Here is a 19,739-nt window from a genome sequence, read left to right on the forward strand (position 1 = left end):
CCGCGTCGAAGAGAAACTCTGTGGCGAGGGAGCTTGCTCCCGCTTGGGTGCGCAGCACCCACCAAAAGGGGTCGCTTCGCAACCCAGCGGGAGCAAGCTCCCTCGCCACAGTAAGCGCCCTTGCCACAATGAGTGTTATGAAAGGCCACCAGGCTTACGCGCAATAATCACCTGACTCTTGGCCACCACCGCGTCCAACGCCTGCTTGATCTGCGCGCCACGGGGCGAGTTCAGCACGGCTTGCCAGGTGTCGGCCCAATGATTGAGCAACGGGTGGTCGGCGTTGCTGAAATCCACCTTGGCCTCCCAGAACAACAGCATCCACATCGACCAGTAGAAACCGTATTGGCTGTGGCTCAACACCTCCAGTCCAGCGTCGCTGACCATCGCCTTGAACTGCTCTTCGCTGATGATGCGAATGTGGTTGGGTTTGCGGAAATACTCCGGCGCGGCGATGTCTTTTTGCAGGTCTTCGGAACTGGGGTGCGGCACGCTCAGCAGGTACAGCGCGCCGGGCTGGCCGACCCGTACCAGCTCGGCGAGAAACTGCGCCGGGTCGTCGACATGCTCGATGACTTCGGTGGACACCACCCGGGTGGCCGTGGCGTCGGCAATCGGCAGCGGGTTGCAGTCGGTCACGTGGCACTCGACTTCCCGCGCGGGAGTGTCGCTCAAGCGCTGGCGAGTGGCTTCGACCTTGGCCGCATCGATGTCGGCGATGATGATCTTCGCCCCGCGCATCCCACAAAAATGCACGTTGCCGCCATCGCCGCAGCCCACGTCCAGCAGCGTGTCTTCAGGCGTCACCGGGAAACCGGTGAACAGTTCGCCGGTTTGCTGGTTGAACCAGCCGCTGAGTATCGCATCGTGCAGCCCGAGCATGTACGGATCGACCTTGTCGGCCACCGGCTCGGCAGGCGCGGGCGTGCCCGTGGTGAGTTTCTTCAAAAGGCTCAGCATGACGGGGCTCCAGAGACAGGAAGGACAGTTCGGGCGGCGGACAGGCGTTCAACCAGTTGGGCGCCACGATTGCGCATGGGCATTTCGACCCAGCGGTAGTTGAGTTCGCTCAACAGCCCGATCAGCGACAGGGCGCAAGCCAGGGCCAGCCAGGGATGGCTGGCCGGGTCCGGCGAACCCAAGGGCGCGAAACGAAACCACAACTCGCGCAGCAGAAAAAATACCGGGATGTGGATCAGGTAGATCCCATAGGAACGACTGCCCACCCAGGTCAGCGCGGTTTTCAATCGGCTGCGGGGCAACAGGTAATCCCGATCGTAAGAGGCCACCCAGACCAGCACGGCGCTGAGCACAGCAATGACCCCGAGCCGGTAGAACGACAAATTGAAGTGCTCGGTCGCGATCCAGGCCATCACGCTGCCCAGGGCCAGTACCAACAACACCCCCAAGGGCGGGCGGCGCAACCATGTGGGCTCGAAGCGCCAATAGCTGGACCGCAGGCTCCAGATCGACAACAACACCCCCAACGCCAAGGCATCGGTACGAATCACCGACAACCACAGCGCCCGCCAGGTGAAAAACTGCACCAGCACCACAGCCAGCAGCACCCACACCAGATAGCGGCGCGAGACGAACACCAGCAGCGGCAGGATCAAATAGAACTGCTCTTCCAACGACAGCGTCCAGTACACGAAGCTCGCGCCGTATTCATACCGCATGAACGCATCGGCAAAACGCAGGTTGGCGAATTGCAGGAAACCGGCCAGGGTCGCCTGCAGGTTGGCCTGCACGCAGCCAAACGCGCCGGAGCGGTTCAGGAAGAACACCGCGAACAACACCAGCAGTAGCCAGAGCCAGGCCGACGGCAGCAGGCGAAACGCCCGGCGAATCCAGAACTCCCGGGTGACGGCCCAGAATTGCCGAGGGCTGTCGCAGCGACGCAATTGCGGGATCAGGCTGCGACCGATGACGAACCCGGATATCGCGAAGAACAGATCCACGCCCCACCACAGCTGGAAACTCTCGGCCAGGGCTGCCAGACGCGGCCATCCACCAGGAAACGGCATGCCTTGCAGGTGATGGAACAACACGCCGATCACCGCGACGGCGCGCAGCAACTCGATGTCCATGATCCGCTTGCTGCTCATGAAGTACTCCCGGAGAAAGGATCGGGTTTACGCGCGATGATGACCTGGCTCTTGGGCATGAACCGGTCCAGCACCTGCTTGATCGCCAGGCCGTCGGGCTGCGCCAACAAGCCCTGCCAGAGGCTCGCCCAGCGCTCCATCAACGCGGGATACGGTGCCTGGATACGGTCGCGCACGGCACCCTCGAGGTCCCGGCCTGCCGCCTGTTCGCTGGCCCAGAAGAAAATCATGCCCATGACCCAGAAAAACCCGCTGGCCTGGCGATGCTCGATCACCAGCCCGGCCTCCTCCACCAGCGCAGCGAATCGCTCGGCGCTGAAAATCTGCACATGGTTGGGCGCTCGAAAGTAGCCCGGCGGTGCGATGCCTTGCTGCAAATGTTCGCCCACCGACGCCGGCACGCTGAGCAAATACTGCGCCCCTGGCCGGCCCATGCGCACCAGTTCGGCCATGAACGGCTCTGGCTCATGGATATGCTCGAGCACCTCCATGCAGACGATCTTGTTCGCGCAGCCATCGGCCAAGGGCAGCGGCAGGCTGTTACTGACCAGGCCCAGGAACGGCGCGACGGCCTGGGTCTCAACCTGGCGGGCCAGGTCGCGCACCTTGTCCTGTTCGCTGTCGGTAAAGATCACGGACGCGCCCTGGCGCATCGCAAACAGCGTCGCCACACCTTCGCCGCAACCGACATCCAGCAAGGTATCGGCGGCCGTGATGGCAAAACCCTTGAGCAATTCGCCGGTTTCACTGCGAAACCAGCCATCCAGCATCGCGTCGTAGAGGCCAACATCCCGGGGCGAAACGGCCACCGCCGGCAGTGGTGAAGGCTCCACCGCGGGTCTGAACCCGGCCAGCCATCGCCGGATCATGGCTGCTGCGCGTTCCGGCGCCGCTCAGTCAGGTCTTCGAAAAACGCCCGCAAACGCTGCTCGGCGTTGGCCTGGCTGCAGAACTTCTCCAGGCTGCGCACGGCGTGGGCCGACATGCGGCGATAACGCTCGGGGTCGTTTTTAGCCACGTCATAACTGGCGCGGTAGGCCGAACACAGCGAGTCCCAATCGGTGACATAACGCAGGGTCCGGTACGCCGCACGCGGGTCGTGGGGCCAGGCAGTCAGTTCCTCGGTGGAATCCACCACGAAGGCGTTATCGTGGTCGATGTAGTCGGCCATGGCCGTGTTCAGCGGCGCGATCGCCGGACGGCCGCAAGACATGAACTCCATCAACGGCAAGCACTGTCCTTCGCCATAGGAACTGTTGACCACATACCGGGTGGCTTCCACCAGCCGCTCGTAGTCCGCATCCGCCAGGTAGCCATGTATCAGCACGATGCGGCAGCGGTACGACTGGTTCTTGTAGACGTGATGGAGCATGTCGACGAGCGCGGCTGTGACGTCGTGATGCGTCAGCTTGAGCACCAGGGTTGCGTCGGCAACGTCGCGGAACGTCGTGCAAAACGCGCTGATCATGTCCTTCCAGTTCTTGCGCCCGTCGTAAGGGTTGAACACCGAGGTATAGATCACGCCGTCCAGGAGCAACTCGCAATCCTGGGCCGGACCGTCCAGCACCAGCGGCGTACCGGCCTGGTGCGCCGGCGGGCCATAAGGCCGCAGATCCGTGGTGCGGCTGTCGATCAACAGGCCACGCAATTGCAGGCGCATGTGATCCACCGTCGGCCGCTGGGCCAGCATCGCGCCGCGAGCGGCAAAGCGGTCCCATACCGGCGCCGCGATGGCGGCGATGGGGAAGTCCACGCCCATCACCTCACGAACGGACGTGACGGTGAAACTGGAATGGGTAATCGCCATGCCGGTTGCGCCCAAAACCACCCGCCAATCGTGCCGGGGCTCGCCCTGCCAGCTTTCGGTGGGAATGGTGCTGAACTCCCAGGCGAACACTGGAATCGTCGGGCAGGCGTAGTGGGCGGCGGTGCAATGAGGAGGTGAAAACGACAGGAATACGCAATCCTCGCCCCGCCCCAGGCAATCGGCGTACAGCTGATCGACCTCTTCGTCAGGCCGAGTCACTTCGACGACCCGCCCCAACCGCTCCAGCACCGGGCGAAACTCCTTGAGCACGAAGTAATAGCTGTACTCGGGCTTGCCGAGGTTTTCCAGGATGTTGCTCTGGTTGGTTTCCGAATAAATGATGATCAGCATGAGGCGGTACCTGCCTGGACCACCAGCGGCAACCTTTCGTCACAGCCCGGCGCAGCCAGGAAATCCGCCAGGCGCTGCTGTACCGGGGTGAACGCACAATAGCGACGCATCCGCTCGTTCGCGGCAACCGCCATGGCCTGATAGGCCTGCGGTTGGTGCTTGGCCATGGCGTAGCTCTGCTGGTAGGCGAGCTTCAATGAACCCCAGTCAGGCCGATGGCGCAGGGTGCGATACAAGATGCGCGAGTCTTCCGGCCAGATGGTCGGCTCGCGGCTGGACTTGACGATGAAGGCCACCTCGGCGTCGATGTAATCGCGCATCGCCGTGTGGTCCGGTGCGATGACCGGGCGGGCGCAGGACATGAACTCCATCAACGGCAGGCACAGGCCTTCGCAGCGGGACGCATTGACGTAGAAACTCGCGGCGCCATACAGCCGCGCGAATTGTTCGTCTTCCAGGTAACCGTGCATCACCACCACCCGGCAACTGAACGGCGACAGTTGGGACAGCAGCGTCAGCAGCTCGACGTAGTAGGTCGACAGGTCGTTCTGGGTCATTTTCAGCACCAGCGTGGCGTCCTCGACGTCGCGCAGGGCCCAACAAAAGGCGGTGATCAAGTGATGCCAGTTCTTGCGACCGTCATCGGGGTTGAGCACGCTGACGTACACCACCCCGCTGACGTCGGTCTCCACCACCTGGCTGGTGTCCGGCAGGATGGCCTGGGGATGTTCCGGTGGCGCGGGCTCGGGAGTGGGCTCCTCGACGAACACCGGCGGCGGGGCCGGCCCTCTCAGGATCCTGCTGATCGCAACGCGTACCGGCACCGGTACCAGGTCGCGGACCGCCTCGCGATACCAGCACAACAGGTTGTGCTTGAACAGCCACACGGGGCCCTGCTCGGTCTTGCCGGTAAAAGCACGGATGACTTCACGCAGGTAATGGCGGGAAACGAATGCCCGCCGCCGCCAAGTCAGGGGCGGCGGTTCGATGATCGGTTCTGGTTCCGGTTCTGGCTCAGGCGTCTCTTCGAAGATCGGCGCGATCAAGCCGTCAGCCGACAGCCCGAGCGGCCGGCTGTCGATGATGCAGCCCTTGATCTGCAAGGTCGTTCCCGGGTTGATCGGCAAGCTCGGGTGTTGCTCACGAACCGCCGCGAAACGCTCCCACAGCGGCGTGGGCAATACCAGTACCGGGAAATCCTCGCCCAAGGTCCGGCGGATCGCCTCGGCTGTGTGGCTGGACAGGGTAATTACCCGGCCATGACGAGCCAGCGTGCGGCTCCAGTCATGCCGCAGGTCGTCGTCCCAGTGCTCGGCCGGGATCGAATCGAACTCCCAGGCCACCACGCAGACCATCGGGCAAAGCAGGTCGAGCGGCGTCTTGTGCGGAGGGGAAAACGACAGGAACAAGCAGTCCTGCCCAGCCTGCTGCAACGTTTGATAAAGCGGATCGACCTCGGCGACCGACGACACCACATGCACCGGCCCCAGGCTTTCCAGCACGGGACGATAGGCCTTGAGCACGAAGTAATAGCTGTACTCAGGGCGACCGAGGCTCTGGCTGATGGAGTGATCGTTTACGTCCGAGTAAAGAATGAAATTCATGGCATCCCATCATGGCGCCGCCATCCCGGCAGCCCCACTTCATGACGGTCGAGTCACGCATCGAACCGGTCCGGAGGCCGCCGCTCGTCGTTCGTCTTGCTACCCGTCTCGTTCTTGTTTTTTTGTGGTCAGGCCCCCGGGGGCGATCCGAAGATCGGCGCCAGGGGCAGCGTGACGAGGGGCATTCTAAACACATCCGCCAAGGGTTCGTGAACCGCTTGGCGAGAATAAACCGTCTATAAATATGAGAACTGACCAGTCACGGTTTGCCCTGTTGAAATTGCGACAAAATTGGCACAGATTGGCAACCAAACAACTACAACAAATGCTTCTCTAGGCTGAACGTTGAGTGATTTTTCCCCGATCTTACGGAAATTTCCCACTCAGTTCGCAATAGACGAAGCAACCGTCAAGGGAGCTGGTGCTTGAAAAAACGTCTGTTCGTTACGGGCCTCAACGGTTTCGTGGGACGTCACATCAAATCTCGACTGAACGGTCATGATTCGGCGTGGCAGGTCATGCCTGTCGCTGCCCGCTACGACCTGACGGATGCCAAGACCCTGGAAGGCCTGTGGCCCGAGGTTCCCGACGCCGTGATCCACCTGGCGGGCCAGACATTTGTCCCGGAAGCCTTCCGCGATCCGGCGCGCACCCTGCACATCAACCTACTGGGCACCTTGAACCTGCTCCAGGCCCTCAAGGCCCGGGGTTTCACCGGAACGTTCCTGTATGTCAGCTCCGGTGATGTCTATGGCCAGGTCAGCGAAGAGCAACTGCCAATCACCGAACTGCAACCGCCCGCTCCACGCAACCCGTATGCCGTGAGCAAGCTGTCGGCCGAACTGCTGAGCCTGCAATGGGGCATGAGCGAAGGCTGGCCGGTGCTGGTGGCCCGCCCGTTCAATCACATCGGTCCCGGTCAGAAGGACAGCTTCGTCATTGCCAGCGCCGCCCGGCAAATCAGCCGGATCAAGCTGGGCCTGCAACCGGCTCGGCTACAGGTGGGCGATATCGACGTGACACGCGACTTCCTCGATGTCGGCGATGTGATTTCGGCCTACCTGACCCTCCTGGACAAAGGCGTCCCGGGGCAGATCTACAACATCTGCTCGGGCCGCGAGCAGAGCATTCGCAGCCTGATCGAACAACTGGGCGATATCGCCCAGGTCGATGTGCAACTGATCCAGGACCCTGCGCGTCTTCGTCGCGCAGAACAGCGTCGTGTCTGTGGTAGCCCAGCCAAGCTACGACAGGCCACCGGATGGACGCCTGAAACAACAACACAACAATCCTTGCGGGCGATCCTGTCCGACTGGGAGATACGGGTACAACAAGAATGAAAAGTGCATTGATCACAGGGATCACCGGCCAGGACGGCGCGTATCTGGCCAAGTTGCTGCTCGACAAGGGTTACAAGGTCCACGGCCTGGTGGCGCGACGAAGCAGTGACTCGCGCTGGCGGCTGCGAGAGATGGGCATCGAACAGGACATCGTTTACCTGGACGGTGACATGGCCGATGCCTGCTCGGTACAACGGGCTGTGATCAAGTCAGCGCCAGACGAGGTGTATAACCTGGCGGCGCAAAGTTTCGTCGCGGCCTCCTGGGACCAGCCGGTGACCACCGGAATCGTCGACGGGCTGGGGGTCACCCACCTGCTCGAAGCCATTCGCCAGTTCAGTGTGCATACCCGTTTCTACCAAGCCTCCACCAGCGAAATGTTCGGCTTGATCCAGGCCGAGCAACAGGACGAACACACCCCGTTTTACCCGCGCAGCCCCTATGGCGTGGCGAAACTGTATGGCCACTGGATCACCGTCAACTACCGGGAAAGCTTCGGCCTGCATGCCAGCAGCGGGATCCTGTTCAACCACGAATCACCGCTGCGCGGCATCGAGTTCGTGACCCGCAAGGTCACCGACGCCGCTGCGCGCATCAAGCAGGGCAAACAGCAGGAATTGCGCCTGGGCAATATCGACGCCAAGCGCGACTGGGGCTTTGCCGGCGATTACGTCGAGGCCATGTGGCTGATGCTGCAACAAGACAAGCCCGACGATTACGTGGTAGCCACCGGCGTCACCACCACCGTGCGCGAGATGTGCAGGATTGCCTTCGACCACGTGGGCCTCGACTACCGTGACTTCGTCAAGATCGACCCGGCGTTTTTCCGCCCGGCCGAAGTCGAGGTGTTGCTCGGCAACCCGGCCAAGGCACAACGCGTCCTGGGCTGGAAACCCCGGACCGACCTCGACACCCTGATCCGCATGATGATGGATGCGGACATGAAACGCGTCGCCAAGGAGTAGGCCATGCTCATTCCCGTGATTCTCTCCGGCGGTGCCGGGACGAGATTGTGGCCGGTGTCCCGCGAGGGTCATCCCAAGCCCTTCATGATCTTGCCCGATGGCCAGTCGCTGCTGGGCAAGACCTATCGGCGCGCCGCGGGGTTGTTCGATGGCCGCGGCGACATCGTCACCGTCACCAATCGCGAGTACTACTTCCAGAGCCGCGATCACTATCAAAGCGCTCACCTGGAGCGTTATCGCGGTCACTTCGTGCTGGAACCGACAGGGCGCAATACCGCGCCGGCCATTGCCACGGCCACCCTCGCGGTGCAGGCCCAGCACGGTGACGACGCGATCCTGGTGGTCATGCCTGCCGACCACCTGATCCAGGACGAGGCCGCCTTCAAGGCCTCCGTGGAACACGCGGTGGAACTGGCTGAAAACGGCCATCTGGTGACCTTCGGCGTGCTGCCCTCGGCGCCGGAAACCGGCTTCGGCTATATCGAACGAGGCAAGCCCCTGGATACCAAGGGCGCTGCCAAGGTCGTGCGTTTCGTTGAGAAACCCGACTTGCAGACCGCCACGCAATATCTGGAAAGCGGTCGCTTCCTGTGGAACTCGGGAATGTTCTGCTTCTCGGTCAAGACCCTGCTGGCGGAGCTGCAAGCCCACGCCCCCGAGCTGCTGGAACAGGCGCGCGCCTGTGTCACGGCCAGTACCGCGGTGGAAACCTCAGGTTGTGTGCAGCAGGAATTATCCGCGGCGCACTTCACCGAAATGCCAGACATCTCCATCGACTATGCCCTGATGGAGCGCTCCGCCAATGTCGTGGTGATTCCGGCCGCCTTCGACTGGAGCGATATCGGTTCCTGGAGCGCCGTCGCCGACCTGGTACCCGCCGACGCACAAAACAACCGCGCCACCGGCGAGGCCCTGTTTATCGACAGCCAGAACAACTTCGTCCAGAGCGAAGGCCGTCTGGTGGCCGCCCTGGGCGTGGAAAACCTGATCATCATCGACACCGCCGATGCCGTGCTGGTGGCCCATGCCGACCGCGCCCAGGATGTTCGCCGCGTCGCCCGGCAGCTAAAGGACAAGGACCACGAAGCCTATCGCCTGCACCGCACGGTCAGCCGGCCATGGGGCAGTTACACCGTCCTCGAAGAGGGGCCACGCTTCAAGATCAAGCGCATCGTGGTCAAGCCTGGCGCGTCGCTGTCGTTGCAAATGCACCACCATCGCAACGAACACTGGGTGGTGGTCGAGGGCATGGCCAAGGTCACCAACAACGGCTCGGGCTCGCACCTGGTCGCCAAGAACGAATCGACCTTCATCCCCGCCGGCCACAAGCACCGCCTGGAGAATCCCGGTGTCATCGACCTGGTCATCATCGAGGTCCAGAGCGGCGAATACCTGGGGGAAGACGACATCGTCCGCTTCGAAGATCACTATGGCAGGGCCGTCTGATGCTGCTGGCCTTGCAACGCACACTGTGGAGCTACCGCGGTTTCGTCCTTGGCAGCGTCAAGCGCGAGTTCCAGGCACGCTATCGCAACTCGCTGTTCGGCGCGTTGTGGACGGTGCTCAACCCGTTGTCGATGATCCTCGTCTACACGGTGATTTTTTCCCACATCATGCGTGCCCGTCTGCCCGGGGTGGAAGACGGCATGGCCTACAGCGTCTACCTCTGTGCCGGGCTACTGACCTGGGGTTTGTTCGCGGAAATCACCACGCGCAGCCAGGGCATGTTCCTGGAAAACGCCAACCTGCTGAAGAAAATCAGCTTCCCCCGGATCTGCCTGCCGGTGATCGTACTGTTCAACGCCGGAATCAACTTCGCGATCATCCTCGGGCTGTTTCTCGGTTTCCTGCTGATCACCGGGCGCTGGCCGGGCATGACCTTGCTGGCATTGGTGCCGTTGCTGGCCCTGCAAGTGCTGTTCGCCGCCGGGCTGGGCATGCTGCTGGGGATTCTCAATGTGTTTTTCCGCGATGTCGGGCAGTTGTTCGGCATTTGCCTGCAATTCTGGTTCTGGCTCACGCCGATCGTTTACCCGATGACCATCCTGCCGCCGTCGATCCAGCAACTGCTCGCCTTCAACCCCATGACCGCCCTGATGCAGAGCTACCAGAACCTGTTTCTCTACAACCAGTGGCCGGTCTGGAGCTCGCTGGTGCCGTTGCTGGTGGCCGGCCTGCTGTTATGCACCTTGGGCCTGCGCATGTTTCGCCGACGCGGCGGTGAAATGGTGGATGAACTCTGATGGGACACTTGCGCGTCACCGGCCTGGGCAAAGCCTACAAGCAGTATCCGAACCGCTGGAGCCGGCTGTTCGAATGGCTGATCCCCTTTTCCCGCCCGCGCCATCAACTGCACTGGATCCTGCAAGGTGTGGATTTCGAGATCCAGCCCGGGGAAGCCGTCGGCATCGTCGGGGTCAACGGTGCCGGCAAAAGCACTTTGCTCAAAATGATCACCGGCACCACCCAACCGACCTGCGGCCACATCCAGTTGCAAGGCCGCGTCGCCGCGTTGCTGGAATTGGGCATGGGCTTTCATCCGGACTTCACCGGCCGCCAGAACGCGTTCATGGCCGGTCAGTTGCTGGGCATGCAGGTGGAGGAAATCGAAGCCTTGATGCCCGAGATCGAGGGGTTTGCCGAAATCGGTGAAGCCATCGACCAGCCGGTGCGCACCTATTCCAGCGGCATGCAGATGCGTCTGGCGTTCAGCGTCGCCACCGCCCGGCGCCCGGATATCCTGATCGTCGACGAGGCGCTGTCGGTGGGCGATGCCTATTTCCAGCACAAGAGCTTCGAACGCATCCGCAGCTTCCGCAAGGCCGGCACCACGCTGCTGATCGTGTCTCACGATCGCTCGGCGATCCAGTCGATCTGCGACACCGCCATCCTGCTCGAACACGGGCGCATGGCCATGCGCGGCAAGCCGGAAGAAGTGATGGATTACTACAACGCGATGCTGGCCCAGCGCGAGGGCCAGGTGGTCCGCCAGGAGATGCTCGCCAACGGCCAGGTGCGCACCATTTCCGGCACCGGCGAGGCGGGCATCATCGATGTACAACTGCTCAACAGCCAGGGGCAGTCGGTGGAAGTGGCCGAGATCGGCCAGCCCATGGTGTTGCAAGTGCGGGTTGAAATCCGCCAGGACATCGAGCGGCTGGTGCTGGGCTTCTTGATCAAGGACCGACTTGGCCAGCCCATGTACGGGATCAACACCCATCGCCAGGACAAAGCCGTGACCGACCTCAAGGCCGGCGAACAGATCACCTTCCGCTTCAGTTTCGACATGCGCCTGGGCAAGGGCAATTACTCCGTCGCGCTCAGCCTGTCGCGGCTGGACTCGCACCTGGACCGTAATTTCGAATGGCGCGACTACGGGTTGGTGTTTCACGTCATCAATAATCGCCAGGAGGATTTCGTCGGCTGTTCCTGGCTCCAGGCCGAAACCAGCATCCGGCGTTCGAGCCAGACTGCCGTCGAAGCGGTGCCGCAAAAGGAGTTGCCATGAGCCGTCTGTTGGTGGATTGCACCTATGTATACGACCACCCGAATGACAACTCCGGCATTCAGCGAGTGGTGCGCAATGTCATTCGCGAATTGCCGGCCAAGGACCAGGATCGCGAATGCATCCCCGTGGCGATGCTGCAGGGCAAGCTGTACGAAGTGAAAAGCCTGGCCCCCCTGCCTACGAATGGGTGGGATCTGGCCGGCCTGCGAGCACGCTTGGTACAGTTCGCCAATCTGTTCTGGCTCAGGCAGCGGACCCTCGAACGGCGGCGCCCCTTCAGCCAGTCGATCTGGGCGCGCCGCTTCTTGTACGTTGCCTGCCGACTGTTCGCCCTGGGGTGCCTGAGCCTGCCCATTCGAATCCTCGATCGCCTCCTCAAGCGCAAGCCAGCGCCGGCGCGCAGCGTACCGCTGGCACATCGGGCCGGCGATCAACTGGTATTGCTGGACTCTTCCTGGCACTCAGGCTTCTTCCCCCTGGCCGAACAGCTCAAGCGCGATGGCGTCGGGATCATCTCGGTGATCTACGACCTGATTCCCCTGACCCATCCACAATTCTGCGACGCCGGACTGGTCAAGGTGTTCAACTATTGGTTCGACTGGATCGCCCGCACCGCCGACGGCTATATCGCTATCTCCACCACCATTCGTGACCAGCTTCGCCAGGAAATGGTCCGGCGCATCGGCGAGCAAGAAGTGCGCAAGCGCTGGTTCGACTATTTCCACCTGGGCAGCGAACTGGACCTGATCGACGCCACTCACGCCGTCGATCCGAGCTTGCTGCGGCTATTCAAACGCCCTGAGCCGGTGTTCCTGATGGTCAGCACCATCGAACCGCGGAAAAACCACGCCTACCTGATCGACGCATTCGAGCGGGCCTGGGCCGCCGGTTCACAGGCACGGTTATGCATCGTCGGAAAAATCGGCTGGAAATGCGCCCCCCTGATCGAGCGTATCCAACGTCATCCACAACTCGACAGCCGCCTGTTCATGTTCAACAACCTGACGGACCAAAGCCTGGAACACGCCTATCGACACTCTACTGCACTGGTGTTCCCATCCTACGTGGAAGGTTTCGGCCTGCCGCTGGTGGAAGCCATGCAGCGCGGCTTGCCGGCAATGGGCAGCGATATCGCGGTGTTTCGGGAAATCGGCGGCGAGTTCATGACCTATTTCGATCTCGACGATCCGCAAAGCCTGGCGAACCTGGTCATCGAGATGGAACGTACCGGAGTATTCCCGGCCACTCGTAACCTGGATCAATGGCAATGGCTGAGCTGGCGCCAGGCCAGTGCGCAATTGGTGGAGCGGATCGAGTGCCACATCAGTGAAGTGGTCCCCGACAGGGAAACAGCATGCGGATAGCCCTCAACGCGCGCATTCTCCAGGCACCACGCACCGGCATCGGCCACTACGTAGCCGAGCTGGCGACTGCCTTGACCCGGGAACCGGATGTACAGCTGTCACTGTTCCACGGCTGGGGCTGGAGCCCGCAATTGCCGCAAACAGCCAAGCCTGGTTATTCAAAGCTAAGCCCCTTGCTGCGACGGGTTCCGGGCGCCTATCAGGCACGGCGCTGGCTGGAGCAGAAACGTTTCGATCAAGGCCGTTCAAAGGCCATCGACCTGTATCACGAACCCAGCCTCTGGCCGTTGGATTTCGAAGGGCCGATGGTGATCACCCTCCATGACCTCACGCACCTGCGCTACCCCGAAACACAACCGCCGGCACGCCTGAAGGAAATCGAGCGACGGCTCGGTCGCGCGGTGGAACAGGCGCAACTGATCCTGACCGATTCGCAGTTCATCGCCGATGAAGCCCAGCAGCATTTTGGCCTGCCTGCCGAGCGCCTGAGGGTCGCGCCGCTGGGGGTGGCGGCACGTTTCCACCCACGCGAACCGGAAGCGATTGACGCCGTGCTCAAGGCCCATGGCCTGGAGCACCGCCGTTATTTTCTCTGTGTCGGCACCCTGGAACCCCGCAAGAACCTGTCGTTGGCCCTGCGCGCCCATGCCGGGCTCCCGGAATCAGTGCGTCAGACCTTTCCCCTGTTCATCGTAGGAATGAGCGGATGGCAACAGGCACAGCTCAATGATGAGTTGAAATGCGCCCTGGCTGACGGTCATGTTTGCCTGGCGGGTTACCTGCCTGACGAACAGGTCGCCCAGCTATTGGCGGGAGCACGGGCACTGATTTTCCCGTCTTACTACGAAGGCTTTGGCCTACCGGTGCTTGAAGCCATGGCCAGTGGCACACCGGTGATTACCACCCGTCACTCGGCGATGCCCGAGGTGGCGGGACCCGCTGGCAATTACTGCGAGCCGGACGATCCGCAAGGCATGCGCGACGCCATGAGCCGGTTGATGGAAGATCACCCGCACTGGCAAGCGTGTCGCGAGGCGGGGTTGCAACAAGCGGCGCTGTTTTCCTGGGAACGCTGTGCAAAGGTTACCGCCCAAGCGTATCGCCAGGTATTGGGAGGTTGAATGCGAGTCCTGCACTTTTACAAAACCTATTTGCCTGACTCCATGGGCGGCATAGAACAGGTCATCTTCCAGCTGTGCGACAGCACTGACCGGTTGGGTATCGATAACACCGTATTGGCCCTGAGCGGCCAGCCGGCCCCCGAGCCGATCAAGATCCGCCAGCATGTCGTTCATCAGGCCCGAATGAACTTCCAACTGGCGTCCACCGGCTTCTCCTACAGCGTATTCAAGAAATTCCGTGAGCTGGCCGCTGAAGCAGACGTGATCAATTACCACTTCCCCTGGCCATTCATGGACCTGGTGCACTTTTGCAGCGCCGTGAAAAAACCCTATGTCGTGACCTACCATTCAGACATCGTTCGTCAGCGGCACCTGCTCAAGCTCTATCGCCCATTGATGCGGCGCTTTCTGGACGGCGCCGAACGCATCGTCGCGGCGTCGCCGAACTATGTGCACACCAGTGATGTGCTCAGGGAATATCGCGCCAAGACCCGGATCATCACCTACGGCCTGAACAAGGCGAGTTATCCACAGCCTGACCCCGAGCGCATGGCGGAGTGGAAGGCAAAACTAGGGGAGCGGTTCTTTTTGTTCGTGGGGGTGATGCGTTACTACAAAGGCCTGCACATTCTGCTCGACGCCCTCAAAGGCGTGGAGTACCCCGTGGTCATCGTGGGCGCCGGTCCCCTGGAGAAACAACTGCACGCCCAGGCGAAAGCCTTGGGCCTGCGCAACCTGCATTTCCTCGGACGCCTGGGGGACGAAGACAAGGTCGCGCTGCTGGAATTGAGTTATGCCATCGTGTTTCCTTCGCACCTGCGCTCCGAAGCCTTTGGTATCTCCCTGCTCGAAGGCGCGATGTTCGGCAAGCCGATGATCTCCAGCGAAATCGGCACCGGTACCAGCTACATCAATATCCACGACGAAACCGGCCTGGTGGTGCCACCGAGCGATCCCGAGGCGTTCCGCGAAGCAATGCGCACCCTGTGGGAAAACCCGGCACAAGCCCAGGCCATGGGTGCCAGGGCCGAAGCCCGTTACCGGCAGTTGTTCACTTCCGAGGAGATGGGCCACAAGTGGGTGCGACTGTACGAGGAACTGCTGGAGGAAAAGGCGCTTTCCTACGCCTGATCCCCCAACTGGATCCGTGTTTGTACCGGGACATAGCTCACCCTGTGGCGAGGGAGCTTGCTCCCGCTGGGCTGCGCAGCAGCCCCAAAGCCGACACCGCAGCCATGCCAGGCACACCGCGCGCCCTTTTCAAGGGGTTGCTTCGCAACCCAGCGGGAGCAAGCTCCCTCGCCACACAGCCCCCCATTCAAATGCTCAGGCCTGCTTTTGCAACCCGGCAATCGTACGCGGCATGCCCACGAACCCGGGCAAGGCTTCGATCCGCGCCAGCCAGGCCCGTACATTGGCATAGTCCTCCAACGACACATTACCTTCCGGTGCATGGGCGATGTAGCTGTAGCCGGCGATGTCGGCGACGGTCGCAGCGTCACCCGCCAGAAAAGCGCGGCGGCTCAATTCCTGATCAAAGACTTTCAGCACGTTGTGGGAACGGGCAATCACGTCCTCGGCGTTGTAGGGCGCGCCAAACACCGTGATCAGCCGCGCCGTGGCCGGCCCCGCATGAATCGGCCCGGCCGCCGCCGACAACCAGCGCTGCACCCGGGCGGCGCCGATTGGATCGCTCGGCAACCAACGGCCCTCGCCATATTTGAGCGCCAGGTACACCAGGATCGCATTGGAATCCGCCAACACCACACCGTCATCGTCAATGACCGGGACCTGGCCAAACGCATTGAGCGCCAGGAAATCCGCCTGTTTGTGCGCCCCTTTGGCCAAGTCGACGAAGATCTCCTCGACAGGTAGCCCGAGCAACGAAAGCATCAGTTGAACGCGATGGGAATGGCCGGAAAGCGGGAAGTGATAGTGCTTGATAGGGTTCATGGTCGACTCCGCTGCAAGTGACGCCATCAGCACAACGGCGTCGATGGAGTCATCTTCCGCTCCAGGCAAAAACAAGAGAATCACCCAGAAACGCAATCCATTGTTTCGCCCAAAGAAATAATGCTTCAGCCATTCAAAGCCGGATGTTCGCGCAACGCACTGACGACGAAGTCGACAAAGCTTCGAACCCGCGCGGGCGCATTGCGTCCGCCCTGGTACACCACATGGATCGGCAGAGGCGGCAATTCGAAATCGGCCAGGACGATTTCCAGTTCACCAGCGGCCACGTTGCCCGCCACCTGATAAGACAGCACTCGCGTCATCCCCAGTCCCTGGCAGGCGGCGGTGATCGCGGCCTGGTTGGCCGTCACCACCAGCCTAGGCACGGGCCGGACGGCCAACGGTTGGCCCGAGTCGACGAAGGTCCAGCTTTTGACCTGGCCAATGGCCGATGACGCCACCACGGGCATTCGTTCCAAGTCATCCGGATGCCGGGGCCGCCCATGGCGCGCGAAGAAATCAGGGGAGCCGCACACCACCCGCCGCACTTCACCGACACGCACGGCGTGCAGGTTGCTATCCGGCAGTTCGCCAATACGCAGGGCAACGTCGATGCCCTCCTCGGCCAGGCTGACCGTGCGGTCCAATAGCAAGGCGTTGATGCAGACCTCGGGAAACCGCTGCAGGTAATCCACCAGTAACGGCGTGACGAACGACTGACCGAACAGCACCGGTGCGGTAATCGTCAACTGCCCACGGGGCTGGACGTGGCTACCGGCCGCCGAATCCTCGGCTTCCTGCAAATCGCTCAAGATCCGGCGACAGTCCTCGAGAAAACGCTGGCCAGCTTCGCTCAGGTACACATTGCGCGTGGTGCGCACCAGCAAGGGCGTGCCGATGCGTTGCTCCAACGCCGCCACCGCCCGCGTGACGCTGGCCGCCGACAGCCCCAGGCGCCGCGCCGCCGCCGAAAACCCCGACTCCTGGGCCACGGCAAGGAAAACCTGCATTTCCTGGAACCTGTCCATCCATCCCCCGATGAGAAATCCTGATACAAGTTTTTTACCCGGCCCAAAGCCGCGCTACACGGCCATTGTAGAGACCTGGGCCAGTGAACCACAGCGTAACGCCGCCGGACACTGGGACATTGGCCCGACCGCTGGCGACTGTGCTTGGTACCATCCATTTTTGTGACAGTTTAATGACTGTAAGACCACCCTGTGGGAGAACCCCCTTTGTGAGAGCGAGCCTGCTCGCGATAGCGTCGATCAGCACAAATTCTTATCGACTGACACAACGCTATCGCGAGCAGGCTCGCTCCCACAGGGTTTGCGTGCTGTTTAATGGATTGGCTTCAACTGGAAGACCTGCTGTGAAAGTTTTTTACCGCCACTTAACCCATCCCCTCGCCCCCCTTATCGCCCTGGTCGGATGCGTATTGCTGATCCCGATGATCCTGCGCCTGGCCCTGGGCTGGTCCGACCCGTTGGGCTATCTGTCGGACCTGGGCATCGGTGGGCTACTGATCGCGTTGCTTTACCGTCGCCCCTGGTGGCTGGCATTGCCGGTATTGCTGGCCTGGAGTGCGTTGACCCTGGCCAGCATCGAGTTGGTCAGCGCGGTCGGGCGAATGCCCAATCCTTCGGACATTCATTATCTGACCGACCCGCAGTTCGTTGAAAATTCCACCAGCGGCGGCTTCGCTCATCCGTGGCTGGCCGCGCTCCAGTTGGCCGCGCTGGTGTTCTGGCTGGCGATCCAATGGACCCACCGCCCACGCCAGGCGCCACGCTTGCCTCGTCACGCCTGGGCCGTGCCCGTGTTGCTCCTGATGGGCCACGGCGCGTTGCAGTCCTGGCGCCCCAGCGAGGCGGACCAATGGAATGTGTTCAACCTGCCTCACCAACTCGTCACGGCGGGTATCGCCGCCGGGCAGGATCAAGCCCGGCAATGGCTCGACGGCGATACAGTGGACCCAGCCCCGGCCATGGCAGGGCTGACCCGCCTGGACCTCGATGGCAACAGGTTGCTGGCCGAACCGGGGCGTGCACGCAACGTCCTGGTCATCGCCCTGGAGGGCATTCCCGGGGCCTACGTCAGCGCCAACCGTCAGGCCCTGAAAAGCAGCTATCAGGAGAACCTGATGCCGCACCTCAGTGCCTGGGCCGAGCGCGGCATGAACACCCCCGATTACGTCCTGCACAGCCATCAGACCATTCGTGGCTTGTACGCGATGCTGTGTGGCGACTACGACAAACTCGACGACGGTACGCCCAAAGGCGTCGAAATGCTCAACCAGACCCAGCGCAACCAGGCCTGTCTACCGGCCCAGTTGCGCCAGAACGGCTTTTCCACGCATTTCCTCCAGGGCGCGGGCCTGCGGTTCATGGCCAAGGATCGGATCATGCCGCACATCGGCTTCGACACGACCCTGGGCATGGAGTGGTTCACTCGTCCCGCCTACCTGGAATTCCCGTGGGGCAAGGACGACAGGACCTTCTTCGAAGGCGCGCTGGACTATGTCGGGCAACTGCAACAAACGGACAAGCCCTGGATGCTGACCCTGCTGACCGTGGGCACGCACCAGCCCTACTCGGCGCCGGATGAATACCTGCAACGCTACGACACCGCCAAGCAGGCGGCGGTGGGTTATCTGGATGACGCACTGGCGAGCTTCCTGGCGGGCCTGGAACGCCAAGGCATCCTGGAGAACACCCTGGTGGTCATCACCTCGGACGAATCCCACGGCATCGACGACGTACGCCTGGCGTCGTCCTGGGGATTCAACCTGACCCTGGCCCCGGAACCGTTGCCCCGGATCAAGTCAGGGACCTACGGCCACGTCGACCTGACCGCCTCGATCCTCGATTACTTCGGCTTTGCGGTGCCCACGTCGTTGTCCGGCCGCTCGCTGTTCAGGGACTACCCGACGGGCCGGGAGATCATGTCGTTCACCAACGGCAAGCTGCGCTATCACGACGGCAAGGGCACGTTTACCGAGTGCGACTTCCTCCAGCATTGCCGTTACTACACCAGCGAAGGCTTCATCGCCGACCGCGCCACCTACGGCGGGCAATACAGCGGCCAGCGCGCCAGGCTGATTGGAGCCCAGGCCATGGCCTTGGGCCAGACCCTGATGCGCACACCCTTGAACCAGCATTATCAATTCGGCAGCACGGATAAAATCCCGCTGCCGGCCCAGGTCACCAACGATTGGACCGACAACCTGATCGGCGCCCAATACCTGGAAATGCCCAAGGGTTCACAGACCCGCGTCAGCCTGACCATCCGCACCGTGGAGGCTGACCATGCCGCCTACATTTCCCTCAAGGCCAAGGAGTTCGAGAAGGAAGTGCTGATGGACCTGCCCACCGACGTCGCGGTGACACCCGACCAGCCGCTGGTGATGAACATCAGTTTCGACAACCCGCAGCAGCGCAAGGCGTTTTCCTTTCATTTGCTCGGTCATGGCGTCGGCGCCATCGAAATCAGCGACTTCAGCGTCGTGACCGAACTGCCGGAGCAGACGGACCAGCCGCAATACCTGGACGATATGCAGGAAGACAGCGAGGCCCAATCCAGCTGAACAAAAAAACGCGCAGCCCTTGAACACGGCTG

Annotated in this window: 16 protein-coding genes; 9 read left to right on the forward strand and 7 right to left on the reverse strand. The window is 61.9% G+C overall.

Translation table 11 applies throughout. From position 1 onward, the window contains the following. Positions 1 to 135: 135 nt before the first annotated feature. From DTP52_RS07760 to DTP52_RS07780, 5 genes are read right to left on the reverse strand one after another with little or no spacing between them, the layout of a single operon-like run. Positions 136 to 960, reverse strand: a complete 825-nt coding sequence (locus tag DTP52_RS07760) for a class I SAM-dependent methyltransferase (protein ID WP_109752799.1) — start codon at positions 958 to 960, stop codon at positions 136 to 138. Next, positions 954 to 2,108: an acyltransferase gene (locus DTP52_RS07765; RefSeq protein WP_109752800.1), complete on the reverse strand. Its 1,155-nt coding sequence runs from the start codon at positions 2,106 to 2,108 to the stop codon at positions 954 to 956. The genes DTP52_RS07760 and DTP52_RS07765 overlap by 7 nt, the downstream gene beginning before the upstream one ends. Continuing rightward, positions 2,105 to 2,977 carry a bifunctional 2-polyprenyl-6-hydroxyphenol methylase/3-demethylubiquinol 3-O-methyltransferase UbiG gene (locus tag DTP52_RS07770; protein WP_109752801.1) on the reverse strand — a complete coding sequence of 291 codons (873 nt, stop codon included), beginning with the start codon at positions 2,975 to 2,977 and terminating at the stop codon, positions 2,105 to 2,107. The genes DTP52_RS07765 and DTP52_RS07770 overlap by 4 nt, the downstream gene beginning before the upstream one ends. Beyond that, positions 2,974 to 4,266, reverse strand: coding sequence for a glycosyltransferase (locus tag DTP52_RS07775; RefSeq protein ID WP_109752802.1), 1,293 nt, complete (start codon positions 4,264 to 4,266; stop codon positions 2,974 to 2,976). Before DTP52_RS07775 ends, DTP52_RS07770 begins: the two co-directional genes overlap by 4 nt. Further along, a complete protein-coding gene (locus DTP52_RS07780; protein WP_109752803.1) occupies positions 4,260 to 5,870 on the reverse strand; it encodes a glycosyltransferase in 1,611 nt (536 codons plus the stop codon). Before DTP52_RS07780 ends, DTP52_RS07775 begins: the two co-directional genes overlap by 7 nt. 425 nt (positions 5,871 to 6,295) lie before the next feature. Between DTP52_RS07780 and DTP52_RS07785 the strand changes: the two genes are divergently transcribed. Genes DTP52_RS07785 through DTP52_RS07820 form a run of 8 tightly spaced genes read left to right on the forward strand, consistent with a single transcriptional unit; the run spans position 6,296 to position 15,299 of the window. Beyond that, positions 6,296 to 7,210 (forward strand): GDP-mannose 4,6-dehydratase, encoded by a 915-nt coding sequence (locus tag DTP52_RS07785; protein WP_109752804.1) that lies wholly within the window; start codon positions 6,296 to 6,298, stop codon positions 7,208 to 7,210. Then, a complete protein-coding gene (gmd, locus tag DTP52_RS07790; RefSeq protein WP_109752805.1) occupies positions 7,207 to 8,175 on the forward strand; it encodes a GDP-mannose 4,6-dehydratase in 969 nt (322 codons plus the stop codon). The genes DTP52_RS07785 and gmd overlap by 4 nt, the downstream gene beginning before the upstream one ends. A 3-nt stretch (positions 8,176 to 8,178) precedes the next feature. Further along, positions 8,179 to 9,621, forward strand: coding sequence for a mannose-1-phosphate guanylyltransferase/mannose-6-phosphate isomerase (locus DTP52_RS07795; protein ID WP_109752806.1), 1,443 nt, complete (start codon positions 8,179 to 8,181; stop codon positions 9,619 to 9,621). After that, positions 9,621 to 10,418 (forward strand): ABC transporter permease, encoded by a 798-nt coding sequence (locus DTP52_RS07800; RefSeq protein WP_109752807.1) that lies wholly within the window; start codon positions 9,621 to 9,623, stop codon positions 10,416 to 10,418. Before DTP52_RS07795 ends, DTP52_RS07800 begins: the two co-directional genes overlap by 1 nt. Continuing rightward, positions 10,418 to 11,683: an ABC transporter ATP-binding protein gene (locus DTP52_RS07805; protein WP_109752808.1), complete on the forward strand. Its 1,266-nt coding sequence runs from the start codon at positions 10,418 to 10,420 to the stop codon at positions 11,681 to 11,683. Before DTP52_RS07800 ends, DTP52_RS07805 begins: the two co-directional genes overlap by 1 nt. Next, the gene (locus DTP52_RS07810) at positions 11,680 to 13,047 is read left to right on the forward strand and encodes a glycosyltransferase family 1 protein (protein WP_109752809.1); all 1,368 of its coding nucleotides are present in this window, start codon (positions 11,680 to 11,682) and stop codon (positions 13,045 to 13,047) included. Before DTP52_RS07805 ends, DTP52_RS07810 begins: the two co-directional genes overlap by 4 nt. Further along, the gene (locus DTP52_RS07815) at positions 13,038 to 14,168 is read left to right on the forward strand and encodes a glycosyltransferase family 1 protein (RefSeq protein ID WP_109752810.1); all 1,131 of its coding nucleotides are present in this window, start codon (positions 13,038 to 13,040) and stop codon (positions 14,166 to 14,168) included. Before DTP52_RS07810 ends, DTP52_RS07815 begins: the two co-directional genes overlap by 10 nt. Then, entirely contained in the window at positions 14,169 to 15,299 is a 1,131-nt protein-coding gene (locus tag DTP52_RS07820; protein WP_109752811.1) for a glycosyltransferase family 4 protein, read from the forward strand. A 195-nt stretch (positions 15,300 to 15,494) separates the two neighbouring features. On the opposite strand, the gene DTP52_RS07825 is transcribed toward DTP52_RS07820, so the two are convergent. Continuing rightward, positions 15,495 to 16,121, reverse strand: coding sequence for a glutathione S-transferase family protein (locus tag DTP52_RS07825; RefSeq protein ID WP_109752812.1), 627 nt, complete (start codon positions 16,119 to 16,121; stop codon positions 15,495 to 15,497). Between the two features lie 125 nt (positions 16,122 to 16,246). Continuing rightward, positions 16,247 to 17,149, reverse strand: a complete 903-nt coding sequence (locus DTP52_RS07830) for a LysR family transcriptional regulator (protein WP_109752813.1) — start codon at positions 17,147 to 17,149, stop codon at positions 16,247 to 16,249. 344 nt (positions 17,150 to 17,493) lie between these two features. Here DTP52_RS07830 and DTP52_RS07835 point away from each other — a divergent pair, with 344 nt between their 5' ends. Then, the gene (locus DTP52_RS07835) at positions 17,494 to 19,707 is read left to right on the forward strand and encodes an LTA synthase family protein (RefSeq protein WP_109752814.1); all 2,214 of its coding nucleotides are present in this window, start codon (positions 17,494 to 17,496) and stop codon (positions 19,705 to 19,707) included. Positions 19,708 to 19,739 lie beyond the last annotated feature (32 nt).

The sequence above is a fragment of the Pseudomonas sp. 43mfcvi1.1 genome (assembly GCF_900115935.1).
Taxonomy (GTDB): domain Bacteria; phylum Pseudomonadota; class Gammaproteobacteria; order Pseudomonadales; family Pseudomonadaceae; genus Aquipseudomonas; species Aquipseudomonas bijieensis.

What these genes read in the sequence shown, in the direction of transcription:
- DTP52_RS07795 (WP_109752806.1), top strand. Translation starts at nt 8,179, where the DNA reads ATGCTCATTCCCGTGATTCTCTCCGGCGGTGCCGGGACGAGATTGTGG.
- DTP52_RS07765 (WP_109752800.1), bottom strand. Translation starts at nt 2,108, where the DNA reads ATGAGCAGCAAGCGGATCATGGACATCGAGTTGCTGCGCGCCGTCGCG.
- gmd (WP_109752805.1), top strand. Translation starts at nt 7,207, where the DNA reads ATGAAAAGTGCATTGATCACAGGGATCACCGGCCAGGACGGCGCGTAT.
- DTP52_RS07805 (WP_109752808.1), top strand. Translation starts at nt 10,418, where the DNA reads ATGGGACACTTGCGCGTCACCGGCCTGGGCAAAGCCTACAAGCAGTAT.
- DTP52_RS07825 (WP_109752812.1), bottom strand. Translation starts at nt 16,121, where the DNA reads ATGAACCCTATCAAGCACTATCACTTCCCGCTTTCCGGCCATTCCCAT.
- DTP52_RS07810 (WP_109752809.1), top strand. Translation starts at nt 11,680, where the DNA reads ATGAGCCGTCTGTTGGTGGATTGCACCTATGTATACGACCACCCGAAT.
- DTP52_RS07775 (WP_109752802.1), bottom strand. Translation starts at nt 4,266, where the DNA reads ATGCTGATCATCATTTATTCGGAAACCAACCAGAGCAACATCCTGGAA.
- DTP52_RS07820 (WP_109752811.1), top strand. Translation starts at nt 14,169, where the DNA reads ATGCGAGTCCTGCACTTTTACAAAACCTATTTGCCTGACTCCATGGGC.
- DTP52_RS07770 (WP_109752801.1), bottom strand. Translation starts at nt 2,977, where the DNA reads ATGATCCGGCGATGGCTGGCCGGGTTCAGACCCGCGGTGGAGCCTTCA.
- DTP52_RS07780 (WP_109752803.1), bottom strand. Translation starts at nt 5,870, where the DNA reads ATGAATTTCATTCTTTACTCGGACGTAAACGATCACTCCATCAGCCAG.
- DTP52_RS07830 (WP_109752813.1), bottom strand. Translation starts at nt 17,149, where the DNA reads ATGGACAGGTTCCAGGAAATGCAGGTTTTCCTTGCCGTGGCCCAGGAG.
- DTP52_RS07815 (WP_109752810.1), top strand. Translation starts at nt 13,038, where the DNA reads ATGCGGATAGCCCTCAACGCGCGCATTCTCCAGGCACCACGCACCGGC.
- DTP52_RS07800 (WP_109752807.1), top strand. Translation starts at nt 9,621, where the DNA reads ATGCTGCTGGCCTTGCAACGCACACTGTGGAGCTACCGCGGTTTCGTC.
- DTP52_RS07760 (WP_109752799.1), bottom strand. Translation starts at nt 960, where the DNA reads ATGCTGAGCCTTTTGAAGAAACTCACCACGGGCACGCCCGCGCCTGCC.